Consider the following 24,365-nt stretch of genomic DNA (forward strand, 5'->3'; position numbering starts at 1 on the left):
CGCTTAGCTGCGGATGTTGAAGATGGTTTCGGAGATCTGGTTGGCGGTATCGAGCGCCTTCGAGTTCGCCTGGAAATTGCGCTGTGCCGCGATCAGGTTGACCAGCTCCTCGGTGATATCGACGTTCGATCCCTCGATCGTTCCGGACATCAGCTTGCCGAAGCCGTTGGTGTCCGCCGAACCGAGCTTGGCCTCGCCCGAGATGCCGGTCGACGACCAATAGCTGCTGCCCAGCTGGCGCAGACCCTCGGGATTGGAGAAGTTGGCGAGCATCACCTGCCCCAGCACCTGCGTGTCGCCGTTCGAGAAGCTGGCGTTGACCATGCCCTTCTCGTCGACGGCGACGCCCTGGATCTGGCCGACCGCCTTGCCGTCCTGCGACCGCGAGGCGACGTTGAACGCGCTCGACACTTGCGTCGTACCGGCACCCAGGGTGAAGTCGATCTGCTGCGGATCGGTCGAGTTCGCAGTGGTGAACTCGTCATATTTGATGGTCGCAGCGGGCGCGGTCATCTTGCCCGTCGCGTCGAACGTCATCGCCGTGCCCTTGGCACCCGCGGTCGTCAGTTCCTTGTCGCCGACGAAGCTGTGGACTTCCCAGCCGCTGGTCGCGTTGGCGTCGGTCGGGGCTGAGATGCGCTTGAAATAATTGGTCAGCGTCATCGCGTTGCCCGACACATCATAGACGGTGGTCTGCGCGGACTGGTTGTAGCTCGACGGATCGAACCGGTCGAACGTCGCCGTCGGCGGGACCGCCGAGTTCGCGTTGAGGTTCAGCGTCATCGTGACCGCCCTGGTCGGCACCGGCGTACCGCTCGTCTCGGGCAGGCGCAGGCTCAGCGCGGAATCGACGCCGGTCGCCACGACCGTGCCCGAGCCGTCGACCGGGAACACCTGCAGGTGCGACCCCTGCGAATCGACCACGTAGCGGTTCGAATCGACCAGGAAGCCGCCGTTGCGCGTGTAGTTCACGGTCGCCGATTCCGCGTTCGGCTTGACCGCGAAGAAGCCGTCGCCCGACACCGCGAGATCGAGGCTGTTCGACGACTGGATCAAATTCCCTTGCGAGAATTGCTGGCGGTTGGCCTTCACGACCGTACCCGAGCCGATCTGCTGCGACGGCGCCTGCGACACGCTCGACGCGATCACGTCGGCGAATTCGGTGCGGCTCTTCTTGAAGCCGTTGGTCGCAACGTTCGCGAGGTTGTGCGAGATCGTCGACATCTCGGTCTGAGACGCCTGCAGCCCGGAGAGCGAAGTGTAGAAGGACATGGCGGTTTAGCTCCTGGAAACTCTGGGTTCAGCCGATCTGGCGGACGGCGGTGGCGGGGATTTCGCCGAGGCCGGGAAGCGTGAGGATGGCGGCGCCGGTGGTGGTCGACACCGACTGGACCGGCGCCCAGACCAGGCCCGTCGCGGCGACCGTGGTGCCGGTGTTCTGCGCGGCGACCGCGACGGTGAACGGGCCGCTGCCGGCGTCCGCACCCGCGCTGTCCTTGCCGTCCCAGTCGTAGCCGATCGTGCCCTTGGCCTGCTTGCCGAGCGACATGGTCTTCAGGACCGCGCCGTTCGCATCGCTGATCGTGACGTTGACGTCGGTCGCGGCGCCGGCCAGCTCGACCGACCCGGCGATGCCACCGGCCGCGCGACCATAGGCAACGCTGCCCGCGGTCAGGACGGTCTTGCCGACATAGCCCATCGCTTCGCTGGTGCTGGTGACGCCGAGCTTGTCGGCGATCGCCTTCATCGTCGTGTTCATCTCGGAGATGCCCGAGGTGGTCGAGATCTGCGCCATCTGCGCGACCATCTGGGTGTTATCGACCGGGTTGAACGGGTCCTGGTTCTGCATCTGCGCGGTCATCAGCTTCAGGAAGTCGGACTGGCCGAGCGCGCTGGACGACTTGGTCGTGGTTGCCGCGGCGGCCGACGAGGAGCGCGTGATGCCGAGGTTGGACAGCGTGGTATCGAAGGAGGTTGCCATGATCAGCGGCCTAGCTTGAGGGTATCGATGATGAGCGACTTGGCCGTGTTCATCACTTCGATGTTGTTCTGGTAGCTGCGCGCGGTCTCCATCATGTCGACCAACTCGCGGGTTTCATCGACCGCCGCCTCGAAGATGTTGCCATCCTTGTCGGCCATCGGATTGTCGGGATCGTAGCGCTTGGTCGGCGCATCGCCTGCAGTGACGACGCGCTCGACATCGACCGTCGACATGCCGCTCAGCCTGTCGAAGCTGGTGCGGAACACCGGCTTCATCGTCTTGTACGCGGTCTCCGCGGACCCGGTCGTGCCGCCGGCATTGGCGAGGTTCGACGCGGTCGTATTCATCCGGACGAGCTGCGCGGACATCGCGCGCCCTGCCACCTGGAAGATCGTCATGGGCTGATTGGACATCTTATTCCCCCTTCAGCGCGCGCGTGATCTGGCCGATCCGCCCGTTCAGGAACGACAGCGTCGTCTGATACTGGACGGCGTTTTCGGCGAAGGCGGTCTGCTCCTGGCTCAGCTCGACGGTGTTGCCGTCCATCGAGGTCTGCGTCGGGATACGGTATTTGGTTGCAGCGCTGGTGCTGCCATCATTCTCGACCGACGCGAGCGCGGCCTGGAAATCGATGTCGCGCGCCTTGAAGCCGGGCGTCGAGGCGTTGGCGATGTTCGACGCCAGCACACCCATGCGCTGCGAGCGCACCTCGAGTGCTGCCCCATGAACCCCGAAAAGCGTGTCGCCTGACACAAGCCCGTCTCCTGGCGCACCCATTGCGCAACCGGACATAAGCAATGGCCGTGCCAGTTTGCGCGGCAAGGGCGGGGGATGGTGGTTTGCCGGGCGGCGGCAGGTGGGCGGCAAGGCGAACGGCAAGCGATTGCCGGTGCGGCAGGGGTGAGCGGCAATCGGGCTGCCGGTTGGCTGGGTCAGGGTGGCAAACCGGATTGGGGGCCCTCACTGCCACGATGTGTCCTCGCGAAGGCGAGGACCCAGACTGGGCTCCCGCCTTCGCGGGAGAACATGGAGGCGAGGGTATCGCTCACTCACCGCCACCACCCCGGCGGAGGCCGGGGTCCAGTTGGAGAGGTTACAGTGACGACGCGCACCCTCGGTAAGCAACGTTTCCCAACTGGGGCCCGGCCCCCGCCGGGGAGGTGCGTTTGTAGAGGGATTGAGAGCTCCCACCACTCCGTCACCCCGGATCTGTTCCGGGGTCCACCGTTCCGCAACCTCGACACCGTTGAGTACGTGGCACGGTGGATACCGGAACAGGTTGGGCATGACGGGGCGCCCAACAAACCAATATGGCCCGTCCCTTGCATCACCCCACGCACATGATAACGCTCGCCCAATTCCTCGACCCCGCAGCGCTCGCCATCGTCGGTGGGGGTACGGCGCTCGCTGTCGTCCTCCGTACCCCGTTCCGCGATCTCGGCCGTGCGCTCGCGGCCGTCACCACGCTCGGCCGCGGCCGGTTCGACGCCGACCCGCTGCTCCTCCAGATCACCGCCCTCGCCCGCATCGCCAAGCGCCACGGCGTGATGGCGCTCGACCGCTCGGTCATCACCGATGCGGACGTCGCCGCCGGGATCGCCGCGATCGTCGACGGGGCCTCGGCAACGGACGTCGCCACGCTCGTCCAGCACCGCCGTCGCGCTCGCATAGAGCGTCACGTCGCCGCCGCCGACGTCTGGGCGAGTGCCGCCGAGATCGCACCGGCGATGGGCATGGTCGGCACGCTGATCGGCCTCGCGCAGATGTTCGCGACGATGAGCGATCCCGGCGCGATCGGCGGTGCGATGGCGGTGGCGTTGCTCGCAACGCTCTATAGTGCGCTGCTCGCGAACCTGCTTTTCATGCCGATCGCCAACCGCCTGCGCACGCAAGGGCGCAACGAAGCCTTCGAGCGCGCGCGGATCGAAGCCCCGATCGTGGCGCTCGCAGAACGCGAGACGCCGCGCGGTTATGTCGCGCCGGTTTCGCCACCGACGCTGGCAACCGTCGCGTGAACGCCAGCGAATATCCCGACGCGCCGACCGGCAAGCCACTTTGGCTCATCACGCTCGCCGACCTCGCCTTACTGCTGGTCGGCTTCCTCGTGCTCCTCCAGGCGACCCAGCACATCGGCAGCGCCGGTATGTCGAAACGGGATCTCGCCAAGGGCATCCGCCAAGGCTTCGGCGCCACCGATGCCGAACCTGCACCGATGCCCGTCGCCGCCGCCGGCATCCTCGATTTCGCAGCCGGCTCGGCGATCCTGCCGACCACGCCGGGCGCGCTCGTCGCCTGGGCACGGGAAGCCGCGCGCGATCCCCGCGTGATGCTCACCGTCACCGGCTCTACCGACGGCACGCCCGCCGATATCGACCGGGTCACCGGCAGCGCCGCGATCCTCGCCGCCGACCGCGCGCGGACGGTCGCCGCCGCACTCGCCGCGGTGGCGCCTTCAAGGGTCGCGATCGTCACCGCCACCAAACCCGGCCGCCGTGCCGCGATCGTCTCCGTCGCCTTTGTCGGCGAACCCCCGAGGGGCCAAATCCAGAGGACTGCCCAATGATCATTCCGTTCCTGCTCATGGCCGCCAGCTTCCAGGATACCGCCGCGCTCGACGCCTCGGTCGCTGCGTTCACCGGCCGCCCGACCGGCGCCGAGGGCGGCGCGCGCACGCCCGTCGATGCGCGACTGCGGCTCGCGACGTGCCCGACCGTGTCGCTGTCGTGGCGCTCCGAACAGCATGACGCGGTCGTCGTGTCGTGCGCTGGCCCCGCGTGGCGAATCTTCGTGCCGGTCATTCGTCCGGCCAATGCCCCGGCCGCGATCGCCGCGTCGTTCGCCCCCGCCGTGAAGACCGCCCCGGTCATCAAGCGCGGCGATCCGATCGTGATCGAGGCGGGCACCGGGGGCTTTTCGATCAGCCGCGAAGGCGTCGCGATGGGCGACGCCGCACCGGGTGGACGCTTCATGGTCAAGGTCGACGACACGCGTACGCCGGTCCAGGCGATCGCGGTGGAGGCGGGGCGCGCGACGCTGCCCGGTTGGTCGAACTGAGCCTAGTCGAACGGGGGTCGAAAGCGGGTCGAACTAAATTCAGCCCAACAGATTAATTTCGCTAAAGGTTTTGCCGGTGCAGCCGTTTCTCCTGATGTCAGCGCAGATTAGAGGATGCGGACATGGTGGACTCGATCGGCGCGAAGCCGTCAGTAGCAGGAGATCGCTCCGTCGCGCGCATCGCCGCCGCGACGCCGGCGACGGGCGTTCAGACGTCGTCATCCCAGGCGTCCGGCCAGAAACCGACCTCGGTATTGCCCGAGTCGATCGCGCTGGCCAAGTCGATGGCGTCGTCGCCGCCGATCAACGCCTCGCGCGTCGCCGAGATCAAGAAGGCGATCGCCAGCGGCACCTTTCCCATCCTTCCCGCCACCATCGCCGATCGTCTGATGGCGCTCCGCTTGGACTGGACTTCCCATGAAAAGGCGTGATGCCCTGATCCGCGTGATCGACGCGCTCCATGCCGAGATCGCTGCGCTGAAATCGAACGACGTCGCCAGCCTCGAGCGTGCGACCGCCGACAAGCTGGACGGGATCGAACAGGTCGCGCTGCTCGGCACCGGCCCCGCAGGCGCGGAAATCCGCGAGCTCGCGGACGAGGCGAACCGGCTCAACGAGACGTGCCGGATCTATACCAACCTGATGGCGGCAAATGTCCGCCGCCGCCTGCAAACGCTGACCGGCGACGGTGCCGTTGCCGGCTATCGCCCAGGGCTCAGGGCGGCGTACGCCTGATCACCACGCTTGCCCCTCAACCTCCGTCATCCTGACGAAAGTCAGGATCCAGAGTAACTGAGGGCAGCACTACGTGGCTCTGGATCCTGACTTTCGTCAGGATGACGGCGCCACGCGAACCAAACGACCGAAACTGGCACGGCCCTTGCTGAGAAACCCCTGAACCAGGGGCACCGCACACGGGCATGACTGTCAATTCCATCACTACCGGCCGGATCCAGTCCGCGATCGCGCTTGCGAGCAGCAAGACCGGCGTGGATTTCGACTATCTGCTGGGCCAGGCAAAGCTCGAAAGCGGGCTCAACGCCAATGCCAAGGCCGGCACGTCGAGCGCCTCGGGCCTCTATCAGTTCATCGAGCAAAGCTGGCTCTCGGTCGTCAAGAAGCACGGCGCAGAGCACGGCATGGCCTGGGCCGCCAACAGCATCGGCCAGTCGGCGAGCGGCAAGCTCTCGGTCGGCGATGCCGGCACCAAGGCGGCGATCCTCGCGCTGCGCAACGATCCGGGCGCCGCCTCGCTGATGGCCGCCGAGTATGCGTCGGACAACAAGGCTTCGCTCGAAGGCTCGCTGAACCGTCCGGCGTCGGGCACCGACCTGTATATGGCGCATTTCATGGGCCTCGGCGGCGCGACCAAGTTCCTCAAGACGATGCAGGCGAACCCGCAGGCGAGTGGTGCTGCACTGTTCCCCGCCGCCGCGCGCGCGAACCACAATGTCTTCTACGATAAGAACAACCAGCCGCGCACGCTGTCGGCGATCTACGACCGCTTCGGCGACAAGCTCGGCGGCGCGGCGGCGGGCGCGAGTGCGACCGCGAGCGCCACCAGCTACGCGTCGCAGGCACTCGACATGGATGGCAGCACGGTCGTCACCGGCAGCAACGAAAGCGCCGACGACGCGCTCGCCTGGGCTACTACGGCGATGAACAGGTTCACCGGCAATACGACGCAGGCCGCCGCCAGCATCCTACGCCCGACGCCCGACACCGCGCGACTCGCCTATATGATGCTCGCACGGCTCGGCGGCTAAGCGATGAACCGCCTCCTCTCCAACGCGCGCGCGTCGGTCCTGCCGCTCGCGATCCTGATGCTCGTGCTCGTCATGGTCGTGCCGATCCCGGCGTTCATGCTCGACATCTTCTTCGTCGCCAACATCGCGATCAGCCTCGCTGTGCTGATGGTCGCCTTGAACGCGCAGAAGCCGCTCGACTTCTCCGCCTTCCCGACCGTGCTGCTGTTCGCGACGCTGTTCCGCCTCGGCCTCAACGTCGCCTCGACCCGCATCGTGCTGGTCCACGGCCATGAAGGCGAGAGCGCGGCGGGCCACGTCATCGAAGCGTTCGGCACGTTCCTGATCGGCGGCGACTACGTCGTCGGCATCTTCGTCTTCGCGATCCTGATGATCATCAACATGATCGTCGTCACCAAGGGCGCCGGCCGCGTCTCCGAGGTCAGCGCGCGCTTCACGCTCGACGCGCTGCCGGGCAAGCAGATGGCGATCGACGCCGATCTCAACGCGGGGCTCATCACTCCCGACGAGGCCAAGGCGCGCCGCGTCGAAGTCTCGACCGAGGCCGATTTCTACGGCTCGATGGATGGCTCGTCGAAGTTCGTGAAGGGCGACGCGGTCGCCGCTATGCTGATCCTCGCCGCCAACATCATCGGCGGTCTGATCCTCGGCCCGGTCAGCCACGGCATGTCGATCGCCGACGCCGCACATAATTACATCCTGCTCGCGATCGGCGACGCGCTCGTCGCGCAGCTGCCGTCGCTGATGCTGTCGATCGCCGCCGCCTCGATCGTCACGCGCGTCACCTCGGACAAGGATCTCGCCGGCCAGATCGGCGGCCAGTTCGGGTCGCCCCGCACCTGGACGCCGGTCGCGGTCATCCTCGCGCTGCTCGGCATCCTGCCCGGCATGCCGCACATGGTGATCCTGCCCGCCGCCGCAATCGCCGGGTTCGCCGCGTGGAAGCTGCGCCAGATCGAGCGCCGCCCTGCCCCGGTAGTGATCGTGCCCGTCGAAACGATCGACCAGTCGAAGATCGGCTGGGAGGAAGTCACCGACGGCATGCAGGTCAATCTCGACATTGGTTACGGCCTGGTGCCGCTCGCCGACGAGCGTCGCGGCTCGCCGCTGATGGGCCGGATCACTGGCGTCCGCCGCCAATTGTCGAAGGAACTGGGCTTCGTCGTGCCGCAGGTCCGCGTTCGCGACGACATCAATTTGGCGCCTTATGTCTACCGCATCCTCGTCAACGGCGTCGTCGTCGGCGAGGACACGGTGTCGCCCGACGAGATGCTCGCGCTCGATACCGGTCAGGCGTATGGCGACCTGTACGGCAAGAAGGTCAAGGACCCGACCTTCGGGCTCGACGCGACCTGGGTCGATGCGAGCGATGCCGATGCCGCGACGGGGGCGGGCTATCTCGTGGTCGATCCCGGCACGGTGATGGCGACGCATCTGAACCATTTGCTCGGCCAGAACGCCGCCGACCTGCTCGGCCAGGACGAAGTGCAGGCTTTGCTCGACGGCCTGAAGGAGCGCGCCGCGCAACTCGTCGCCGCGCTCGCGCCGCTGCCGATCACGACGCTGACGCAGGTGCTGAAGGGCCTGCTGGTGGAGAACGTCCCGCTCAAGGAATTCCGCCGCATCGCCGGCGCCATTGCGGTCGCCGCGCAGCGCACGCAGGACGCCGAGGAGCTCATCGAGATGATCCGTCCCGAGCTCGGCGCGCTCATCATCCAGAAACTGTGCGGCGTGCGCGAACCGCTGCGCGTCATGACGTTGGAGGGTCAATTGGAAGGTCTGCTCGGCCAGGCGATGCGCGCCGATCAATCGCGCCGCCACGTCATCGAACCCGATCTCGGCCGCCGCATCGTCGAGGCGCTGCAACGCGCCGCCGAACCGCTGATCGCCGAGGCCAAACCGTTCGCACTCGTCGTCCAGCCCTCGATCCGCATCGCGATCCGCAAGCTGGTAAGGACCTGCCTGCCCGACACGCCGGTGCTGTCGTTCTTCGAAGTGCCGGAAGAAAAAGCGGTCGAAGTCGTCGCGGTCATCGGTGCGTCCCAGCCGGCGCAGGCCGGAAACTTTGGTCAACAGGCGCTGGCGGCATGAGCGCGCTGCCCATGCGTGACGCGTTCGCGGACGCCCAACCCCTGACCTACCGCCCGCATCAACGTCCCGGCGGCGACGCGAACCAACTCGTCAAACAGCATCTTCCGCTGGTCCGCCGGATCGCGTGGCACGTGCACGGCAGCATGAGCAGCAGCGTCGAGGTCGAGGACCTGATCCAGGTCGGGCTAGTCGCTTTGGTCGAGGCCGCGGCGAATTTCGACGAACGCGGGATGCCGTTCAAGACCTACCTAATCACCCGCCTGCGCGGCAGCATGATCGACGAACTCCGCCGCCAGGCGACGTCCACGCGGGGTGCTATGCGTCGCCGTCGCCAGTACGCCGAGGCGATCTCGGCGCTCACCGCCCGCACGGGGAAAGCCCCGGGAGAGGATATGATCGCAGAGCATATCGGCGTGACGATCGAGAAACTGCGCACCGACTACGTCACCGCCGACGCGATCCGCTTCGACTCGATCGACGAGATGTACGCCGACGACTTGCCCTGGTTCGCCGACGACACCCCGGACGCGTTCGAGCAGCTTGCCGACAGCGACATGCGCGAAGCCCTGATCGCCGCGATCACCGCGCTCCCCGAACGCGAGGCGCAGGTGATCCAGCTATACTATGTCGAGGAGCTCAATCTTGAGGAGATCGGCGAAGTCTTCGGCGTCGGCTCCGCAAGAGTCTGCCAGATCAAGGCTTCCGCCCACGCCAAGCTCAAAAAGGCACTGGCCCGACAACTCTAGGTCGCATTGCCGTAACAGCGGCAGATCCAGGAGAGGCTCTGCGGATCAAGCCGGCAATCCCCAAGAGTGCATCATACCCAAATCACAAGACACGCGACGATGGTCGTTCCTAAGACCATCCCGAGATGCCATAAGCCGTCATCAGGATTTAGCGATTGGGTCTCGGATGCGCTTCAGACACCTCACGCTTCTGGTGACATCGGCCGGTGTCATCGCGGGCCTGCTCGGTATCGGCTATACTGGCTTCAGGAATGCGACGTCGGTGCCGATCGAACGGCGTGCGATCGTCAATGTGGCCGATCTTCCCAAGGGTACCAAGCCCGTTCGCATTGCGCTGCTGTCCGACATCCATGTTGGCAACATCGGGATGCGGCCCGAGCGGTTGGCGGGAATCGTGCAAGCCGTGAATGCGGCCAGCCCCGATATCGTGATGCTCGCGGGCGATTTCGTGGTCGGCGAGCACAAGGAAGGAACCGCCGGGCGCGCGATGAACCTCGCCGCGCTAGCGAAACTGCGCGCACCTGCCGGGGTGTTCGCCGTCCTTGGCAACCACGACCATTGGACTGATCCCGACGCGATCCGACGGACCCTCGCACAGGCTGGGGTCCAGGTGCTCGAGAACACGGCCGTCAGACGCGGACCACTGGCACTTGTCGGGATCGGCGATCGTTTTTCCGGCCATGATGACATTGCCCATGCCGTAGCGCGGGCCGATGCGCTTGGTGGAATACCCGTGGCGTTTACCCATTCGCCGGATCTTGCGCCGGACCTGCCCGCCCGCCTTCACATCCTGCTGGCGGGGCATACCCATTGTGGACAGGTGGTGGCACCCTTGATCGGGCCCATCGTCCGTTACTCGCGGGGGCGGCGCCTATATGATCCAAAATACCGGTGCGGTCGCGTCGAATACATGGCGCGTGTCACCTTCGTCACGGCTGGCGTGGGTTCGGGGACGCTTCCTCTTCGCTTGAACGCGATGCCGGATTGGTGGCTCATCACGGTACGGCCCGGCGCATGACGCACGGTCAAAACGCAATATAGCCTTTCCGATGTCACACAGCGTCCTTTCACGCAAAAACCCCGGCGGCTTGCGCCACCGGGGTTCCCTACCGCCTCGCGGTTGCGACGAGAGGCGGGTCCGACCGGCACCGTCACCCTGCGGGGGGCTGGTGCCGGTGCCGGTCCGGATTAGCCGAGCAGCTTGAGCACGCTCTGCTGGCTCTGGTTCGCCTGGCTCAGCATCGCGGTCGATGCCTGGCTCAGGATCTGTGCCTTGGCGAGCGCGGTCGTCTCTGCCGAGAAGTCGGTGTCTTCGATACGGCTCTTGGCGTCCGACAGGTTGGTCGCGTTCGAGGTCAGGTTGTTGACTGCTGACTGGAGCTGGTTCTGCGACGCGCCGAGCGATGCACGACGGTTCGAGACGGTAGCGATCGCGTTGTCGTAATCCTTCAACGTGGTTTCCGACGACGCTGCAGCGCCCGTCGACGTCACAACCGTCCCTACGCCGCCGCCAGCCGCCATAGCTGGCTGACCTGGAACAGCGGCGGAACCGCCGTTGCCGTCCTGATCAGCGGGGACCTCGGCCTGACCCGGGACCGCTGCCGTACCTGCAGTGTAGACTCCGCTAAGATCGGTACCCAAATTAAGGTTGATCGAGTCGGTTTTGTCCGCGCCTGCCTGAATCTTCACAACAGCACCATCGGTTGGCGCGGTTGCAGCACCGGCCTTACCATCGAACAACTTCACACCGTTGAAGCTCGTGTTCGACAAGACATTAGTGATCTGCTTGGCCAACGCGTCCTGCTCGGTCTTGATGTTGGCGATATCGCTCGCGGAATACGTGCCGTTGCCCTTCTGCACTTCGAGTTCGCGCATGCGCTGCAGGTTGTTCGTGACCTCGTCGAGCGCGCCTTCAGCCGTCTGCGCCATCGAGATGCCGTCATTGGCGTTGCGAATGCCCTGGTTCATGCCCTTGATCTGCGACGTCATCGACGACGAGATGGCGAGGCCGGCGGCGTCGTCCTTCGCCGAATTGATCCGCTTGCCGGTCGACAGACGCTCCATCGAGGTCGCGAGCAGGCCCGATGCCTTGGTCGAAGCGTTCGTCGCGCGCAGCGCCGAGATGTTGGTACCGATGACAGTCATTGCGAAATCTCCGTGATCTTCGACGATCCGCGCCGCCCCCATGGCGAAGTGCCGATCCGTCAAAGGGAGTAACGACCGCATCGGACCGGACTTAAGCGAAAAAATGAGGCCCCCGTCGGGCCTCGCGCGTGCGCGTACGTGAGCCTGCGCCCGTGATCGTGCGCAAGTGTGCCCGCGGAGACGCGCCCGGAAATTATCTGCCGGGACCGGCAGAGTTTAACCGCGCGTTTACCACCAATGCCGCATTCCCCGAATCGTTCAGGGGGAACTTAATGCGCTCAATTTTTCCATCGGCCGCAGTCACTTCGCGGAAATATGCGCTCGTTTCGTCGTTGCGCGCGCAGGGCTTTGGCGTGGGCTCGTTCGAGACCGGGCAGCCCGGCGCGAACGACCTGTTCTTGGTCGCCGATGGCGAGGGTGTCACCGCCCCCGCGCGTACCGTCGTGATTGGCTGCGAAGGGCGTGAAGTGACGCCCTCGCGCGGTGGTTCGCCGGCACGGATCAGCTTTGCCGTCGAGGACACGGCCGTCGGCAACGGCTTTGCGCGCGCTCTGATCGGTGGGCCGGACATGCCGACCGCAGCCGACCCCGAGTCTCTCGCGCTGCTCGCCCTTGCGGAGCGCGTCGCCGCTGCCGACATCACGGTCTTGATCAACGGCCCGACCGGGACCGGCAAGGAAGTGCTTGCCCGTGCCATCCACAATGGCTCGGCGCGCAAGGACAAGCCGTTCATCGCGATCAATTGCGCAGCACTCCCCGAATCGATGCTCGAGGCGCTGCTGTTCGGCCACCAGAAGGGTGCGTTCACCGGCGCGTCGTCGGGGGGCGACGGCTTCTTCCGCGCAGCGAACGGCGGCACGATCCTGCTGGACGAGATCGCCGAGATGCCGCTCCAGTTGCAGGCCAAGCTGCTGCGCGTGCTGCAGGAGCGCGAGGTCGTGCCGCTCGGCGCCTCGGTGCCGCAGCCGATCGACGTCCGCGTGATCGCCTGCGCCAACCGCGACCTGCATGCCGAAGTCGCCGCCGGCCGGTTCCGCGCCGATCTCTATTACCGCCTCGCGGTGTTCCCGCTCGCGACCAAGTCGCTGGCCGAACGCCCGCAGGATATCCCCGCGCTCGCCGCCACGCTGATCCTGCGTCATGCCGGCAACCGCAATGTCATCCCCTGGCCCAGCCATGCGGCGATCGAGCAGCTGATGCTGCACGACTGGCCGGGCAATGTCCGCGAGCTGGAGAACGTGATCCAGCGCGCGCTGCTGTTCTGTGGCGGCGACACGATCGAGGCGAACCACATCGTGTTCGACCGCCCGGTGTCGATGACGTTCCAGCGTACCGCGGTAGTCACGCCCATCACGCCGATTGCAGCGGAGCCTGAAACGCTCGGCAACATCGTCCAGATGAGCGAGTTCGCCGCGATCCGCGAGACGCTGAAGGCATGCAACGGCAGCCGGATCGAGACCGCCAAGCGTCTCGGCATTTCCGAACGCACGCTGCGTTATCGCCTCGCCAAGGCGCGCGAGCAGGGCGACGACATCGGCAGCGTCCATAATTGGGCGGCGTCGGCGTGAGCGGCGTCAGTGGAATAGGCGGCGGCGCGATGAGCGTCGACCGCGTCATGGCGCTGCGCTCGCAGATCCTCGAACGCAACCAGGCGCTGTCGCGGGCCGGGGCGAGCGGAACCGTGGCCCCGACCGAAACGGTCAAGCCGACCAGCTTTGCCGATTCGATGGAAACCGCGCTGAAGAGCGTGAACGACGGCCAGACGCAGGCCGCCAAGCTCAGCGAAAGCTATGAGCGCGGCGAGACCGTCGACATCGCGAAAGTGATGCTCGCCCGCCAGCAGGCCAGCGTGGGCTTCGAGGCGACGTTGCAGGTCCGCAACAAGCTGCTGTCCGCCTACAAGGATATCATGAGCATGCCGGTCTGACATGAGCACCGCACTCATCCCCACTTCGCCGGGCGCGACTGAACGGTTCGCCAACCCCCTCCAGCAGATCAAGGGCGCGTTCGCGCAGCCCGCGGTCCGCCGTTCGCTGCCGATGGCGCTGATGGTCGGGCTGATCGCCGCCGCCGCGCTCGCGTGGATGAGCCTGTCGACGCCGACGCAGAAGACGCTGTTCAGCGGGCTGCCCGATGCCGACAAGGCCGCGGTCACGTCCGCGCTGACGACCGCCAACATCAAGAGCCATATCGACGAGGGTACCGGCGCGCTGACCGTCGGCGAGGAGGATTACAGCCGCGCGAAGATGCTGCTCGCGGGCCAGGGCCTGCCGAAAGCGGCGCCGGGCGGCTATGCGATCCTCGACCAGCTCCCGATGGGCGTGAGCCGTGCGGTCGAAGGCGAACGCCTCCGCCAGGCGCGCGAATCCGAGATGGCCAAGTCGATCGAGGAGATCGACGCGGTCGCCGAGGCGCGCGTGCACCTCGCCATGCCAGAGGCGTCTGTGTTCGTCCGCGACAACGCCGCACCCTCGGCCTCCGTCATCCTGAAGCTGCAGGGCGGCCGGTCGCTGAGTGACGCGCAGGTCAGCTCGATCATCAACCTCGTCGCCTCGTCGGTACCGGGGATGAAGCCCGAGGCGGTGACGATCGTCGACCAGATGGGCGCGCTGCTCACCAAGGCCGGCGGCAATGACGGCGCCGGGGCGGCAAGCGATGCGCGGATCGATATCCAGCGCCGCGTCGAGGACAAGTATCGCACGCAGCTGATCGCGTTGCTCACGCCGCTGGTCGGCGCGGGCAATTTCACCGCGGAAGTGCAGGCCGACGTCAATCTCGACGAGAGCCAAGCGACGCGCGAAAGCTACGAAAAGCAGGGCGTCCTTCGCGCTGAGACGGGCAACTGGACCGGCAACCAGAAGGACGGTGGCGGTGCACCGGGCGGTATTCCGGGTGCGCTGAGCAATACCCCACCCGCGGCCAGCACGTTGTCGGCACCACAGGCCGCGACGGGCAATCCGGGGACGGTCGCACAGCCGGTCGCCGGTGGTGCCGCCCCCGACGCGATGAAGCAGTCCGACCAGTATCAGCGCGCCTACGACCTTGGCCGCGAAGTGTCGATCACGCGGGCTACGCCGGGCGGCGTCAAGCGCCTTTCGGTTGCCGTCCTGCTCCGCGATCCGGAAAAGGGCCGGCGAACCGCGATGGAGATTAACCAGATCAGCGATCTCGTCAAAAGTGCGGTCGGCTTCGACCAGGCGCGCAACGACAACGTCACGGTGATCAGCCGCAAGTTCGCCGGCGTCGACGCGGCCGCGACGAGTGGCCCGGCCTGGTACGACAACGCCTGGCTGCCCGTGCTCGCGCGCAACGGCACGGCGATCCTGATCGCGCTGCTGGTGTTGCTGCTCGGCGTGCGTCCGATCGCCAAGGCGCTGATGAAGAAGCGCGACGATGCCGGCACGCGCCCTGCGCTCGGCCAGCCGATCGGCGCGACGGCCGACGGCATGGCGGTGGCCGCCCCCGTTAGCCTCGACCAGCTCGAGAACACGCGTGGCTATGACGACCGGATCGGCGCGGTCCGCGGCTTCACCCGCGACAATCCCACGCGCGCCGCACTAGCCGTACGCGACATGATCAAGGCGGACGCCAAGTGAGCGAGGTAGCACTTCGCACCTATACCGGCGTCGAGCGCGCCGCCGTGCTGATGATGCTGGTCGGCGAGGAGGAAGCCGCGGCCATCCTCCAGAAGCTCGAACCCGAGGAAGTCCGCCAGCTCGGCGCGGCGATGTTCAAGGTCGCCGACGTATCGGAGCAGGAGGTCGAGGACGTGCTCGACGATTTCGTCGGCCGCGCCCGAGAGCGCACCGCGATCGGCTTCGACCCGCGTCCGCAGATCGAGGCGGTGATGAACCGCGCGCTTGGCCCCGAAAAGGCGGAGAGCGTGCTCGCGCGCATCACCCCGCCTGAAGCCGCCTGCGAACTCGAACTGCTCGACTGGCTCGACGCCCCCGAGATCGCCGCGATGATCGAAAAGGAGCATCCGCAGATCGCCGCCGTCCTGATCGCCAATCTCGACGCGTCGATCGGCGGCCAGGTGCTCGAACTGCTGCCCGACGCGGTTCAGCCCGACATCCTCCACCGCATCGCGCGGCTCGGCCCGATCACGCCCGAGGCGGTCGAGACGCTCAAGACCGTGCTCGCGAACCGCACCGCCGCCGCGCCCGGGTCAGTCGGCGTCACGCTGGGCGGCACGCGCGAGGCCGCCAAGATCCTGTCAGGCGCGCGCAAGGCGACCGAACAGCGCGTCATGCCCAAGCTGTTCAAGATCGACCGCGAAGTGGCCAAGGCGATCGAGGAGGCGATGTTCGTCTTCGACAACCTGCTTGCCCTCGACGACAAGAATCTCGGCACGCTGATCCGCAACGTCGACAGCGAGATCCTGACCAAGTCCTTGAAGGGCGTCGACGAGACGATCCGCACCCGTTTCCTCGGCTGCATGTCCGCGCGCGCCGCCGACGGCATCCGCGACGAGATGGAGGCACGCGGGCCGATGAAGCTCGCCGAAGTGCTCGAGGCGCAAAAGGCGATGATCGCAATCGCCCGCGGCCTGGCGAAGGACGGTACGATCCAGATGGGCGGGGGCGAAGACGATTATGTCTAACGGGTTCACCGCAGGGTTCGCGTCGCGTCACACGACCACCGCGACTATCCTGGCGAGCGCGTTCGCGCCGCCATCCGGGTTCGCGGCGGCCGATGTCCGCGAGCGCGCTGCCGTCCGGCCAGCGACCAGCTTCACGTCGCCGCACTTCACATCGGAGCCGAGCGCGCCGCGCCACTTCAGCCCGGCGGACAAGGACGTGAACCCGACCGCGGGCTGGGATCCGCTCGATCCGGTCAGCGAATCGTCGTTCATCGATCCGCTCGCCGACGCGCACGCCGCCGGCTATGCGGAGGGCCTCGCCGCGGCCGCCGCCGCCGCGCAGGAGACAGCGGTGCGCGACGGTGCGCTGCTCGGCGACCTCGCCGCCGCGCTCGGCACCGACCGGATCGATCGCGAGCGTGTCGCGACCCAGCTCCGCCAGACGGTGCTCTTCCTTGTCTCGAAACTGGTCGGCGAGGTCGGCATCGCGCCCGACGTGCTCGCCGACCGGATCGAGACCGCCGCGGAACTCCTGTCGGATTCCGCCGAATCCGCGCTGCTCCGCGTACACCCGGACGATGTCGCGCTGCTCGATGGCCGGCTGCCAAAGTCGATCTTCGCCGCCGGCGACCCCAGCGTCGCGCGCGGCAGCTTCGTGCTCGAAAGCGCGTCGACGATCGTCGAAGACGGCCCCGAACTCTGGCTCGACCAACTGGCGCAGGCGATCGACCGGGTGCCGGTGCCCAAATGCTGAACCGCTTCACCGCCGACTATCTCGAAACCCTCTCCAACGCCGATTTCGTCGCCAAGCCTAAAGTCTCCGGCCGCCTCGCCTCGTTCGACGGCCTGCTCATGGAAGCGGTCGGGCTGACCCTCCCGGTCGGCACGGTCTGCCAGGTCGGCGAAGGCGCGGCGAGCGTCGAGGCCGAAGTCATCGGCTTCCGCAACGGCCGGACGTTGATGATGAACCTCGGTGGCGCCGCCGCGCTCCTTCCGCGCGCGTCGGTCAAGCCGACCGGCGCGCCGGGCGAGGCCGAGGTCGGTGCGGCATTGCTTGGGCGCGTCGTCGACGGCGCCGGCAAGCCGATCGACGGGCTCGGTCCGATCCGCGGCGCCGGGCGCTGGCCGCTGGCCGGCAAGCTCCAGTCGCCGCTCGATCGCGGCCGCGTGCGCGAACCGCTCGACGTCGGCGTCCGCGCGATCAACGGGCTGCTCACCATCGGCCAGGGCCAGCGCGTCGGCATCATGGCGGGCTCGGGCGTCGGCAAGTCGGTGCTGCTCGGCATGATCGTCCGCGCCGCGCAGGCCGACGTCATCGTCATCGGCCTGATCGGCGAGCGTAGCCGCGAAGTCGCCGACTTCCTGGAAACCAAGGTCGCGGGCGCGGCGCGGAAGCGTTCGGTCGTCGTTGCAGTCCCCGCCAACCACTCCCCCGTCCTTCGCATCCGCGGTGCGCTCCGGGCCCACGCAATCGCCGAATCCTTCCGCGACGAGGGCAAGAAGGTCCTGCTGATCATGGATTCGCTGACTCGCGTCGCGCATGCCGGTCGCGAGATCGGCCTCGCGCTCGGCGAACCCGCTTCCGCACGCGGCTATCCGCCCAGCGCCATCGCGATGCTGCCGAACCTGATCGAGCGCGCCGGCGTCGACGTCCATACCGGCGGCTCGATCACCGCGATCTATACGGTGCTGGCGGACGGCGACGACGGCAACGATCCGGTGGTCGATTCGGCGCGATCGATCCTCGACGGCCACATCGTCCTCAACCGCCAGCTCGCCGAGCGCGGCGTCTATCCCGCGATCGACATCGGCCCCTCGGTCAGCCGCGTGATGACCGACATCGTCCCCTCGCACCACGCCAAGGCCGCGCGGACGTTGCGCCGTCACCTCGCGACGTACGAGGAAAACCGCGATCTCGTGCTCATGGGCGCGTACCGTCACGGTGCCGATCCCGCGATAGACGCGGCGATCGCGTGCCACCCCGCGGTCATGGAATATATCCGCCAGGACGCCGACGAAACCGTCTCGCTCAACGACGCGGTTGCCGAGCTGACCGGCGTGTTCGGCGGCTGACATGGCGGATGCGCGTAGCAGGACGCTGGCGCGCATTCACCGCGTCCGCACGCTCCAGCTCGGCCTGACCCGGGCAGACGAGGCACGCGCGCACGACAAGTTCGCCAGCGAGCAGGCGCTGTCGGGCCGTATCGCGCTGCTCGCCGAAGCGGTCGCACCGGTCCACGAGACGCAGGTCGCCGTCTCGCTCGGCGCCGCCGCGCATTACCGCGACCGTCTGCAACAATCCGCCAACGCCGCCGTCGCGCGCGTGCAGGCAGCCGAATATCACGTCGAGCGCGCTGCCGAGGCGACCCGTGCCGCCAAGCGCGACCAGAGTGCCGTCGAGAAGCTGCTCGCGCGCGCCGACGCCGATGCGGTGCTCAAAGCGATCCGCGCGATGGAAGACGCTCCCGCCTTCCGAAAGGTTCGGCACGATCCTTGCTGAGTGGCGGGCAGACGCCCGAACGCGAGTGCCCGAATGATCCAGACCGCGACCCTTTCCCGTACCGTCCCTCTCCACCCTCGCGCCTCGTCCGCGAAGGTGGGCGGCGAGTTGGGTGATTTTGCGGACGCCTTCGAGCAGGTCAGCGACGAGGCGAAACCCGAACCCCCTGCCACGGCGCCGGAAGACGAGCCCCGGCAGGACGACGCCGTGACCGGCAACGCCTTGCCGCCGCCGACTATTGCCGCCGACCCTGCGTTCGTCTGGCAACCGATCGTGGTAACCGCCGCGCCCGTTTCCGTGGCCGATGCGAGCAACACGGATCGAGCCGGCACCCCGATGATTGGCGGGCAACGCCCGGTCTTCGCGCAATCGCAGCCACAGGCGACTGCGCCGATCGCGGCGCAACCACCTTTGCCCTCCGCAGCGACGCCAGCCGGCGGCTCGTCCGCGATGCAACTCGCCGCCGCGATCATGGCCGCGATGCCCCCGATGAAATCCACCGCACAGGCGATCGATACACCGACCAGGGATACGCCTACCACTGACGTGCCGCGGTGGAGCACACCCGATACGCCCCCCGTTACGCTCGCCGCTGCACAACCCGACGTCGCGCAACCGCAGCCAGGTACGGTCGCCTCGGCGGCGATGGTGTTCGGGGCGGCGATCCAGGCGGCGGCCAAGAAGCGCGGCGAGTCCGATACGCCCGCCGCTCCGTCCGACACGCCGCTCGCTCCGATCGGTGCCGCCGCAACGCACGAGATCAGGGTCGCCGATGCCCAGCAGGCCCCGCTCGACATGCGCCAGGAGCGCTGGCCGCACGCGATGATCGCGCGGATCGAGATGCTCCGCGACGCCGCCGATGCAGTCGACACGCGCATCCGCCTCGTCCCCGACGCGCTCGGCGCGATCGACGTTTCGGTGAAGACGGATGGCGACGTGGTGCGCGTCCACTTCAACGCCGAGCAGGCCGCGACGCGGGCGTTGCTGGCGGAGGCGCAACCGCGGCTTGCCGAACTCGCCGAGGCGCGCGGGTTGAAGCTCGCGCAAGGCGCGCTTGGCGACGGCGGCGCGCACCAGCAGCGCGCGCCCGCAGCGCCACAGACCCCGAATCGCCCTGCCCCGGTCTCGACGGTGATCGCAGACACGCCCGACGACATCCGAATCGCTTGAACCAAAGGACCACGAAACCATGAGCGACGACACAGAAACACCCCCGGCCGCCCCGAAGAAAAAGGGCAAGATGAAGACGATCCTGATCGGCGGTGTCGCCCTGCTCGTGCTGGTCGGCGGCGGCGTCGGCGCGGGCGTCTATGCGTCCAGCGCGGGGCTGCTCGGCGGTGGCAATCACGCCGCCGAAGCCGATGACGGCAAGCCCAAGCTCGTCCCCAAGAGCGAGCAGAAGCACGCGGAGGAAGGCGGCGAAGGCGGCGGTCATGGCGGCGACGAGGCTGCGCCCGAAAACCACGGGATGAAGCCCCCCGCAGGGCAGGGCGGCGACAAATACGCCTCCACCTATTACCCGCTGGAGAAGGATTTCACCTCCAATCTCCAGGACTCGGTGCACTTCGTCCAGGTCGGCGTCGCGGTCTCCACGCCCTATGACGACACCGTCATCACCAACCTGAAGACCAACGACATCGCGGTCCGTTCGGCCATCCTGATGGCGCTCGGCGACACCACCGAAGAGCAGGTGATGAGCAGCGACGGCAAGCGCCAATTGCAGGTCAGATTGGCGAAAGCGATCAACGATACGCTCAAGCAGAAGGAAGGATTCGGCGGCATCGGTAACGTTTACTTTACCAGTTTCGTCGTTCAGTGAGTCATGGTTAACGAGGGCTCAGCAAAGACGCGCGAACGGCGCGACCGGGATCGCTCCACTGCCCCCAAACAGGGCGTGCTGCATCAGGGCGTGCTGGGCGGTGCCAAGCTCAATCCGTTCGGCGACCTGCATACGCTGCAGCATCTCTCCGCCCGGTTCGCGCGCGGCTTGCGCGGTGTGTTCGAGCCGCTGCTGCGCCAGGAAGTGCGCTGCTGGGCCGAGCCTCTGGTGGTCCAGCGCTTCACCGATTACCGCGCCGAGCGCAGCGACGCGCTGACTGCATGGCTGCCGCTGATCATGACGCCGGGCATGGCGCAGGCGCTGTGCATCATGGACGGCAAGTTCGTGCTAGAGATGCTCGACATGTTCTTCGGCGGCACCGGTGCCGCGCCGCATACGCTTCCGACCGAGTTCTCGCCGGCGGCCGAGGCGATGATCGCGCGGATCGGCCAGATGATCGCGACCCCGCTCAAGACCGCGTGGGAGCCGATGGCGCGGTTCGACTTCGTGCCGACCCGCGTCGAGGTGAACCCGGCGATGATCGCCGATCTCGACGGCGAGGACGCGATGATCGTCACGCGCTTCGGGATCGCCGCAGGCGCCGCCAAGCCCGTGTTCCTCGACCTGGTCTATCCCGTCTCCGCGCTGAAGCCGCATGCGCCTTCGCTGACCGCCAAGGTCGTCGGCAAGTCGGCCGAGCCCGATCCGGCGTGGCGCAACGAGCTGACCCGCGCCGCCATGAACGTGCGATTCCCGATCCGCTCGGTGCTTGCCGAGCCGGTCGTGAAGCTGACGATGCTGATGGACCTGAAACCCGGCGACGTGATCCCGATCACCATCTCGGGCGACGTGCCGGTGATGGTCGGCAACAACCGGCTCGGCTGCGGCACGGTCGGCACCTCCAATGGCTTCGCCGCCATCCAGCTCACCTCGATTACCCGTTTCGACGAAGGATTTGCAGCATGAACGACATGACCGGAGGCTTCCCGCCCCCGTCTTCCTTTGCCGATGCCGCGGTGGCCGCCAATTTCCGGCTGCTCCAGGATGTCGACGTCAAGCTGACCGTCGAGATCGGCTCGACCAGCCTGACGTTGCGCGAACTGCTCGCACTCGGCGAATCCAGCGTGATCGAGCTCGACCGGCAGGCCAACGAACTGCTCGACGTATTCGTCAACGGCACGCTGATCGGTCGCGGCGAAGTCGTCACGGTCGGCGAGCGGTTCGGCGTGCGGATGACCGAACTGGTCAGCCCCGACAAATCCCTCGTCGCGCGCGGCTGAACCCGATGCTCTGGACCTATATCCTCAAGCTCGTCGTGCTGCTCCCGCTGGTCTGCGGGCTCATGTTCGGCTGCCTGTATCTGTGGCGCAAGTTCGAGAGCCGCATGCCGGGCAAGCCGTCGACCCGGCTGATCGGCGTCAAGGAAACGATGATGATCTCGCCGGGCCTGCGCCTCGCGGTGATCGATTTCGAGGGCCGCCGGCTGCTGGTCTCGGTCGGCCGCGGCGGCGTGCACCTGATCGACAAGGTCGACGCATGACGGCCGCTGTTCGTCCAACGGTTACCCGCAAGGGTTCTGGCCCGTCGCTGTTCCTCGCGCCGAAACCTTCCCTGTTTTCCCGCGAACGCGGGAATCCAGGAGCCACGAACGGTACGCTCCGTAACCCTGGATCCCCGCGTTCGCGGGGAAACGGGCGGGTCTGGATAGGGCTCGCGCTTCTGTTGGCCCTGTTCCTCGCGATGCCCGCCTTCGCACAGGCTGTCCCCGCCCCGACCCCGCCCGCCGTCGGCGACGCTGTCGATCGCGCGCTCGGGCAGCTCGGTGGTCAGGCCGCGGGCAATACCGGCCAGAGCGGCTCGCTGTCGCTTTCGCTGCAAGTCCTCATCATCATGGGGCTGCTCACGGTCCTGCCGGGTATCCTGCTGATGATGACCAGCTTCACGCGGATCATCATCGTGCTCGCGATCCTGCGCCAGGCGCTCGGGCTCCAGCAGACGCCGCCGAACCAGGTGCTGCTCGGGCTGTCGCTGTTCCTGAGCTTCTTCATCATGGCGCCGACGATCAGTCAGATCAACACGACCGCGATCCAGCCCTATGCCGCGGGGCAGCTGGCCGGCACGCAGATGATCACCACCGCAGGCGTGCCGCTCCACGCGTTCATGGTGAAGCAGACGCGGATCAAGGACGTGACGATGTTCGCGCAGATCGCCAAGTCCGGGCCCTATGCGACGCCGACCGACATCCCCTTCTCGGTCCTGCTGCCCGCCTTCGTCACGTCCGAGCTCAAGACCGCGTTCCAGATCGGCTTCCTGATCTTCCTCCCCTTCATCGTCATCGACCTCGTCGTCGCGACCGTGCTCATGTCGCTCGGCATGGCGATGCTCAGCCCGACGATCATCTCGATGCCGTTCAAGCTCCTCCTGTTCGTGCTCGTCGACGGCTGGGCGCTGACGATGGGCAGCCTCGCCAACTCGTTCGCGACCTGAGGCGATGGACGCGCAATATTTCCTGACCGTCGCCAACCAGACGATGTGGGTGCTGGCGCTGGCCAGCGCGCCGATCCTGATCCCGGCGCTGCTCGCGGGACTGATCCTCGGCATGATCCAGGCGGCGACGTCGATCAACGAACAGACGCTGTCGTTCGTGCCCAAGCTGGTGGTCGTAGCGGTATCGATCCTGATCTTCGGCAGCCTGATCCTGGGATTGCTGAGCGATTTCACGATCGGCATATTCGAGCGTATTCCGGATCTGGTTAAGTGAGCGCACTTGCTGCTCCCCTTCCGCTTGCGGGAGGGGTCGGGGGGGGGGCGTGTCCCACCGACCGGACGCCAGTACGTACGTCGTGCCCTCCCCTGACCCCTCCCGCAAGCGGAAGGGGAAGCGCGTAGTGTTGGGCTTCGGGCTCTCGATCGAGCCGCAACTGTGGGCGCTCGTGTTCGTGATGATCCGCATCGGCGCGACGTTCATCGCGGCGCCGGTGTTCGGCAACGTCTCGGTTCCCGTCACCGTGCGCGTCACGCTGTCGGGCGCGATCGGCTTTCTCGTGCTTGCGGCGCATCCGATCGTCCCGCCGCAGACCATCTTCGCGGTCTCCACCATACTCTCAGCCGCCGCCGAGGCGCTGGTCGGCCTCGCGCTCGGCTTCGTCCTCCAGATCGCGTTCGCCGCGCCGATGATCGCCGCCGAGGTGATCGGCGGCGCGATGGGGCTGGGGTTCGCCTCGTCGATCGATCCGCAGAACGGCAAATCGAGCCCCGCGCTCGGCCAGTTCTTCTCGATCATGCTGACGCTGCTGTTCCTGTCGGTCGACGGCCATCTGATCCTGATCGACCTGCTCGTGAAGAGCTATGACGTCCTGCCCCCCGGCGCGGCCTGGATCGGCGTCGAGCGGCTTAAGGCGATCGCGTTCTTCGGCGGGTACGCGTTTCTCGCCGGGCTGCTGCTGGCACTCCCGGTCGGCTTCCTGCTGCTCTGCCTCAACATCGTCGTCGGCATGCTGAGCCGCGCCGCGCCCTCGCTCAACCTGTTCGCGGTCGGCCTGCCCGCCAGCCTCGCGGTCGGCGTTATCACGCTGGCGATCGCGTTCCCGACGATGGGCGACTATATGCTCGTGATCGTCCGCGAAGGCCTCGCCGCAACCGAAAACCTGGTCCTCGCTGATGTTTGAAGATGCCCATGTC

General features: G+C 66.9%; 29 protein-coding genes. 24 read left to right on the forward strand and 5 right to left on the reverse strand.

Translation table 11 applies throughout. The features are described from left to right. Positions 1–3: 3 nt before the first annotated feature. From HMP09_RS11045 to HMP09_RS11060, 4 genes are read right to left on the reverse strand one after another with little or no spacing between them, the layout of a single operon-like run. On the reverse strand, positions 4–1,272 hold the full coding sequence (locus HMP09_RS11045) for a flagellar hook protein FlgE (RefSeq protein WP_176500404.1): 1,269 nt from the start codon (positions 1,270–1,272) through the stop codon (positions 4–6). A gap of 28 nt (positions 1,273–1,300) precedes the next feature. Beyond that, positions 1,301–1,981, reverse strand: a complete 681-nt coding sequence (locus HMP09_RS11050) for a flagellar hook assembly protein FlgD (protein WP_176500405.1) — start codon at positions 1,979–1,981, stop codon at positions 1,301–1,303. Positions 1,982–1,983: 2 nt separating this feature from the next. Beyond that, entirely contained in the window at positions 1,984–2,394 is a 411-nt protein-coding gene (gene flgC / locus HMP09_RS11055; protein WP_176500406.1) for a flagellar basal body rod protein FlgC, read from the reverse strand. Between the two features lies 1 nt (position 2,395). Then, the gene (locus HMP09_RS11060; protein WP_443026467.1) at positions 2,396–2,674 is read right to left on the reverse strand and encodes a flagellar basal body rod protein FlgB; all 279 of its coding nucleotides are present in this window, start codon (positions 2,672–2,674) and stop codon (positions 2,396–2,398) included. Positions 2,675–3,321: 647 nt separating this feature from the next. On the opposite strand from HMP09_RS11060, the gene HMP09_RS11065 reads away from it, so the two are divergent. The 9 genes from HMP09_RS11065 to HMP09_RS11105 all read left to right on the forward strand — a co-directional run bounded on the left by HMP09_RS11065 (position 3,322) and on the right by HMP09_RS11105 (position 10,656). Next, positions 3,322–3,996, forward strand: coding sequence for a motility protein A (locus HMP09_RS11065; RefSeq protein ID WP_176500408.1), 675 nt, complete (start codon positions 3,322–3,324; stop codon positions 3,994–3,996). Beyond that, the gene (locus HMP09_RS11070) at positions 3,993–4,544 is read left to right on the forward strand and encodes a hypothetical protein (protein WP_176500409.1); all 552 of its coding nucleotides are present in this window, start codon (positions 3,993–3,995) and stop codon (positions 4,542–4,544) included. Before HMP09_RS11065 ends, HMP09_RS11070 begins: the two co-directional genes overlap by 4 nt. Next, positions 4,541–5,035 carry a flagella basal body P-ring formation protein FlgA gene (locus tag HMP09_RS11075; protein ID WP_176500410.1) on the forward strand — a complete coding sequence of 165 codons (495 nt, stop codon included), beginning with the start codon at positions 4,541–4,543 and terminating at the stop codon, positions 5,033–5,035. Before HMP09_RS11070 ends, HMP09_RS11075 begins: the two co-directional genes overlap by 4 nt. A 125-nt stretch (positions 5,036–5,160) precedes the next feature. Next, on the forward strand, positions 5,161–5,466 hold the full coding sequence (flgM, locus tag HMP09_RS11080) for a flagellar biosynthesis anti-sigma factor FlgM (protein WP_443026417.1): 306 nt from the start codon (positions 5,161–5,163) through the stop codon (positions 5,464–5,466). Beyond that, positions 5,453–5,770, forward strand: a complete 318-nt coding sequence (locus tag HMP09_RS11085) for a flagellar protein FlgN (protein WP_176500412.1) — start codon at positions 5,453–5,455, stop codon at positions 5,768–5,770. Before flgM ends, HMP09_RS11085 begins: the two co-directional genes overlap by 14 nt. Positions 5,771–5,955: 185 nt before the next feature. Beyond that, positions 5,956–6,801, forward strand: coding sequence for a lytic transglycosylase domain-containing protein (locus HMP09_RS11090; protein ID WP_176500413.1), 846 nt, complete (start codon positions 5,956–5,958; stop codon positions 6,799–6,801). A gap of 3 nt (positions 6,802–6,804) precedes the next feature. After that, positions 6,805–8,892, forward strand: coding sequence for a flagellar biosynthesis protein FlhA (gene flhA, locus HMP09_RS11095; protein WP_176500414.1), 2,088 nt, complete (start codon positions 6,805–6,807; stop codon positions 8,890–8,892). Beyond that, positions 8,889–9,638, forward strand: a complete 750-nt coding sequence (locus tag HMP09_RS11100; protein WP_176500415.1) for a FliA/WhiG family RNA polymerase sigma factor — start codon at positions 8,889–8,891, stop codon at positions 9,636–9,638. Before flhA ends, HMP09_RS11100 begins: the two co-directional genes overlap by 4 nt. A 166-nt stretch (positions 9,639–9,804) precedes the next feature. Next, on the forward strand, positions 9,805–10,656 hold the full coding sequence (locus HMP09_RS11105) for a metallophosphoesterase (RefSeq protein WP_176500416.1): 852 nt from the start codon (positions 9,805–9,807) through the stop codon (positions 10,654–10,656). Positions 10,657–10,826: 170 nt separating this feature from the next. Here HMP09_RS11105 and HMP09_RS11110 read toward each other — a convergent pair whose 3' ends face one another. Next, positions 10,827–11,783 (reverse strand): flagellin N-terminal helical domain-containing protein, encoded by a 957-nt coding sequence (locus tag HMP09_RS11110; protein ID WP_176500417.1) that lies wholly within the window; start codon positions 11,781–11,783, stop codon positions 10,827–10,829. Between the two features lie 272 nt (positions 11,784–12,055). On the opposite strand from HMP09_RS11110, the gene HMP09_RS11115 reads away from it, so the two are divergent. From HMP09_RS11115 to fliR, 15 genes are all read left to right on the forward strand, one after another. Further along, positions 12,056–13,351: a sigma-54 interaction domain-containing protein gene (locus HMP09_RS11115; RefSeq protein WP_176500418.1), complete on the forward strand. Its 1,296-nt coding sequence runs from the start codon at positions 12,056–12,058 to the stop codon at positions 13,349–13,351. Then, positions 13,348–13,710, forward strand: a complete 363-nt coding sequence (fliE, locus tag HMP09_RS11120; protein WP_232090188.1) for a flagellar hook-basal body complex protein FliE — start codon at positions 13,348–13,350, stop codon at positions 13,708–13,710. Before HMP09_RS11115 ends, fliE begins: the two co-directional genes overlap by 4 nt. 1 nt (position 13,711) lies before the next feature. After that, positions 13,712–15,379 (forward strand): flagellar basal-body MS-ring/collar protein FliF, encoded by a 1,668-nt coding sequence (gene fliF / locus HMP09_RS11125; protein WP_176500419.1) that lies wholly within the window; start codon positions 13,712–13,714, stop codon positions 15,377–15,379. Positions 15,380–15,429: 50 nt separating this feature from the next. Beyond that, positions 15,430–16,386, forward strand: coding sequence for a flagellar motor switch protein FliG (fliG, locus tag HMP09_RS11130; RefSeq protein ID WP_232090872.1), 957 nt, complete (start codon positions 15,430–15,432; stop codon positions 16,384–16,386). After that, positions 16,379–17,119 (forward strand): FliH/SctL family protein, encoded by a 741-nt coding sequence (locus tag HMP09_RS11135; RefSeq protein WP_176500421.1) that lies wholly within the window; start codon positions 16,379–16,381, stop codon positions 17,117–17,119. Before fliG ends, HMP09_RS11135 begins: the two co-directional genes overlap by 8 nt. Continuing rightward, positions 17,113–18,438, forward strand: a complete 1,326-nt coding sequence (locus HMP09_RS11140; RefSeq protein WP_176500422.1) for a FliI/YscN family ATPase — start codon at positions 17,113–17,115, stop codon at positions 18,436–18,438. Before HMP09_RS11135 ends, HMP09_RS11140 begins: the two co-directional genes overlap by 7 nt. A gap of 1 nt (position 18,439) precedes the next feature. After that, positions 18,440–18,865, forward strand: a complete 426-nt coding sequence (locus tag HMP09_RS11145) for a hypothetical protein (RefSeq protein WP_176500423.1) — start codon at positions 18,440–18,442, stop codon at positions 18,863–18,865. A 108-nt stretch (positions 18,866–18,973) separates the two neighbouring features. Beyond that, complete coding sequence (locus HMP09_RS11150) at positions 18,974–20,035, forward strand: flagellar hook-length control protein FliK (protein WP_232090189.1); 1,062 nt, start codon at positions 18,974–18,976, stop codon at positions 20,033–20,035. Positions 20,036–20,054: 19 nt separating this feature from the next. Continuing rightward, the gene (locus HMP09_RS11155; RefSeq protein WP_176500425.1) at positions 20,055–20,684 is read left to right on the forward strand and encodes a flagellar basal body-associated FliL family protein; all 630 of its coding nucleotides are present in this window, start codon (positions 20,055–20,057) and stop codon (positions 20,682–20,684) included. Positions 20,685–20,687: 3 nt separating this feature from the next. Then, a complete protein-coding gene (locus HMP09_RS11160) occupies positions 20,688–21,650 on the forward strand; it encodes a flagellar motor switch protein FliM (RefSeq protein ID WP_176500426.1) in 963 nt (320 codons plus the stop codon). Continuing rightward, complete coding sequence (gene fliN / locus HMP09_RS11165) at positions 21,647–21,964, forward strand: flagellar motor switch protein FliN (RefSeq protein ID WP_176500427.1); 318 nt, start codon at positions 21,647–21,649, stop codon at positions 21,962–21,964. Before HMP09_RS11160 ends, fliN begins: the two co-directional genes overlap by 4 nt. A gap of 5 nt (positions 21,965–21,969) precedes the next feature. After that, positions 21,970–22,224 (forward strand): flagellar biosynthetic protein FliO, encoded by a 255-nt coding sequence (locus HMP09_RS11170; RefSeq protein ID WP_176500428.1) that lies wholly within the window; start codon positions 21,970–21,972, stop codon positions 22,222–22,224. Between the two features lie 200 nt (positions 22,225–22,424). Continuing rightward, positions 22,425–23,171 (forward strand): flagellar type III secretion system pore protein FliP, encoded by a 747-nt coding sequence (gene fliP / locus HMP09_RS11175; protein ID WP_232090873.1) that lies wholly within the window; start codon positions 22,425–22,427, stop codon positions 23,169–23,171. 4 nt (positions 23,172–23,175) lie between these two features. Continuing rightward, positions 23,176–23,445, forward strand: coding sequence for a flagellar biosynthesis protein FliQ (gene fliQ, locus HMP09_RS11180; protein WP_055874447.1), 270 nt, complete (start codon positions 23,176–23,178; stop codon positions 23,443–23,445). 127 nt (positions 23,446–23,572) lie between these two features. Then, a complete protein-coding gene (fliR, locus tag HMP09_RS11185; RefSeq protein WP_176500430.1) occupies positions 23,573–24,352 on the forward strand; it encodes a flagellar biosynthetic protein FliR in 780 nt (259 codons plus the stop codon). The last annotated feature ends 13 nt before the right edge of the window (positions 24,353–24,365 follow it).

It is taken from the genome of Sphingomonas sp. HMP9 (genome assembly GCF_013374115.1).
In the GTDB taxonomy this organism is placed as follows: domain Bacteria; phylum Pseudomonadota; class Alphaproteobacteria; order Sphingomonadales; family Sphingomonadaceae; genus Sphingomonas.

Coding starts and splice junctions, on each gene's coding strand:
- HMP09_RS11140 (WP_176500422.1), top strand. CDS start 17,113: ATGCTGAACCGCTTCACCGCCGACTATCTCGAAACCCTCTCCAACGCC.
- HMP09_RS11090 (WP_176500413.1), top strand. CDS start 5,956: ATGACTGTCAATTCCATCACTACCGGCCGGATCCAGTCCGCGATCGCG.
- HMP09_RS11085 (WP_176500412.1), top strand. CDS start 5,453: ATGAAAAGGCGTGATGCCCTGATCCGCGTGATCGACGCGCTCCATGCC.
- HMP09_RS11060 (WP_443026467.1), bottom strand. CDS start 2,674: ATGGGTGTGCTGGCGTCGAACATCGCCAACGCCTCGACGCCCGGCTTC.
- HMP09_RS11050 (WP_176500405.1), bottom strand. CDS start 1,981: ATGGCAACCTCCTTCGATACCACGCTGTCCAACCTCGGCATCACGCGC.
- fliG (WP_232090872.1), top strand. CDS start 15,430: ATGATGCTGGTCGGCGAGGAGGAAGCCGCGGCCATCCTCCAGAAGCTC.
- fliN (WP_176500427.1), top strand. CDS start 21,647: ATGAACGACATGACCGGAGGCTTCCCGCCCCCGTCTTCCTTTGCCGAT.
- HMP09_RS11110 (WP_176500417.1), bottom strand. CDS start 11,783: ATGACTGTCATCGGTACCAACATCTCGGCGCTGCGCGCGACGAACGCT.
- flgC (WP_176500406.1), bottom strand. CDS start 2,394: ATGTCCAATCAGCCCATGACGATCTTCCAGGTGGCAGGGCGCGCGATG.
- HMP09_RS11100 (WP_176500415.1), top strand. CDS start 8,889: ATGAGCGCGCTGCCCATGCGTGACGCGTTCGCGGACGCCCAACCCCTG.
- HMP09_RS11155 (WP_176500425.1), top strand. CDS start 20,055: ATGAGCGACGACACAGAAACACCCCCGGCCGCCCCGAAGAAAAAGGGC.
- HMP09_RS11065 (WP_176500408.1), top strand. CDS start 3,322: ATGATAACGCTCGCCCAATTCCTCGACCCCGCAGCGCTCGCCATCGTC.
- fliQ (WP_055874447.1), top strand. CDS start 23,176: ATGGACGCGCAATATTTCCTGACCGTCGCCAACCAGACGATGTGGGTG.
- fliP (WP_232090873.1), top strand. CDS start 22,425: ATGCCCGCCTTCGCACAGGCTGTCCCCGCCCCGACCCCGCCCGCCGTC.
- HMP09_RS11145 (WP_176500423.1), top strand. CDS start 18,440: ATGGCGGATGCGCGTAGCAGGACGCTGGCGCGCATTCACCGCGTCCGC.
- HMP09_RS11075 (WP_176500410.1), top strand. CDS start 4,541: ATGATCATTCCGTTCCTGCTCATGGCCGCCAGCTTCCAGGATACCGCC.
- HMP09_RS11160 (WP_176500426.1), top strand. CDS start 20,688: ATGGTTAACGAGGGCTCAGCAAAGACGCGCGAACGGCGCGACCGGGAT.
- HMP09_RS11115 (WP_176500418.1), top strand. CDS start 12,056: ATGCGCTCAATTTTTCCATCGGCCGCAGTCACTTCGCGGAAATATGCG.
- flhA (WP_176500414.1), top strand. CDS start 6,805: ATGAACCGCCTCCTCTCCAACGCGCGCGCGTCGGTCCTGCCGCTCGCG.
- HMP09_RS11170 (WP_176500428.1), top strand. CDS start 21,970: ATGCTCTGGACCTATATCCTCAAGCTCGTCGTGCTGCTCCCGCTGGTC.
- fliF (WP_176500419.1), top strand. CDS start 13,712: ATGAGCACCGCACTCATCCCCACTTCGCCGGGCGCGACTGAACGGTTC.
- HMP09_RS11045 (WP_176500404.1), bottom strand. CDS start 1,272: ATGTCCTTCTACACTTCGCTCTCCGGGCTGCAGGCGTCTCAGACCGAG.
- HMP09_RS11105 (WP_176500416.1), top strand. CDS start 9,805: ATGCGCTTCAGACACCTCACGCTTCTGGTGACATCGGCCGGTGTCATC.
- HMP09_RS11135 (WP_176500421.1), top strand. CDS start 16,379: ATGTCTAACGGGTTCACCGCAGGGTTCGCGTCGCGTCACACGACCACC.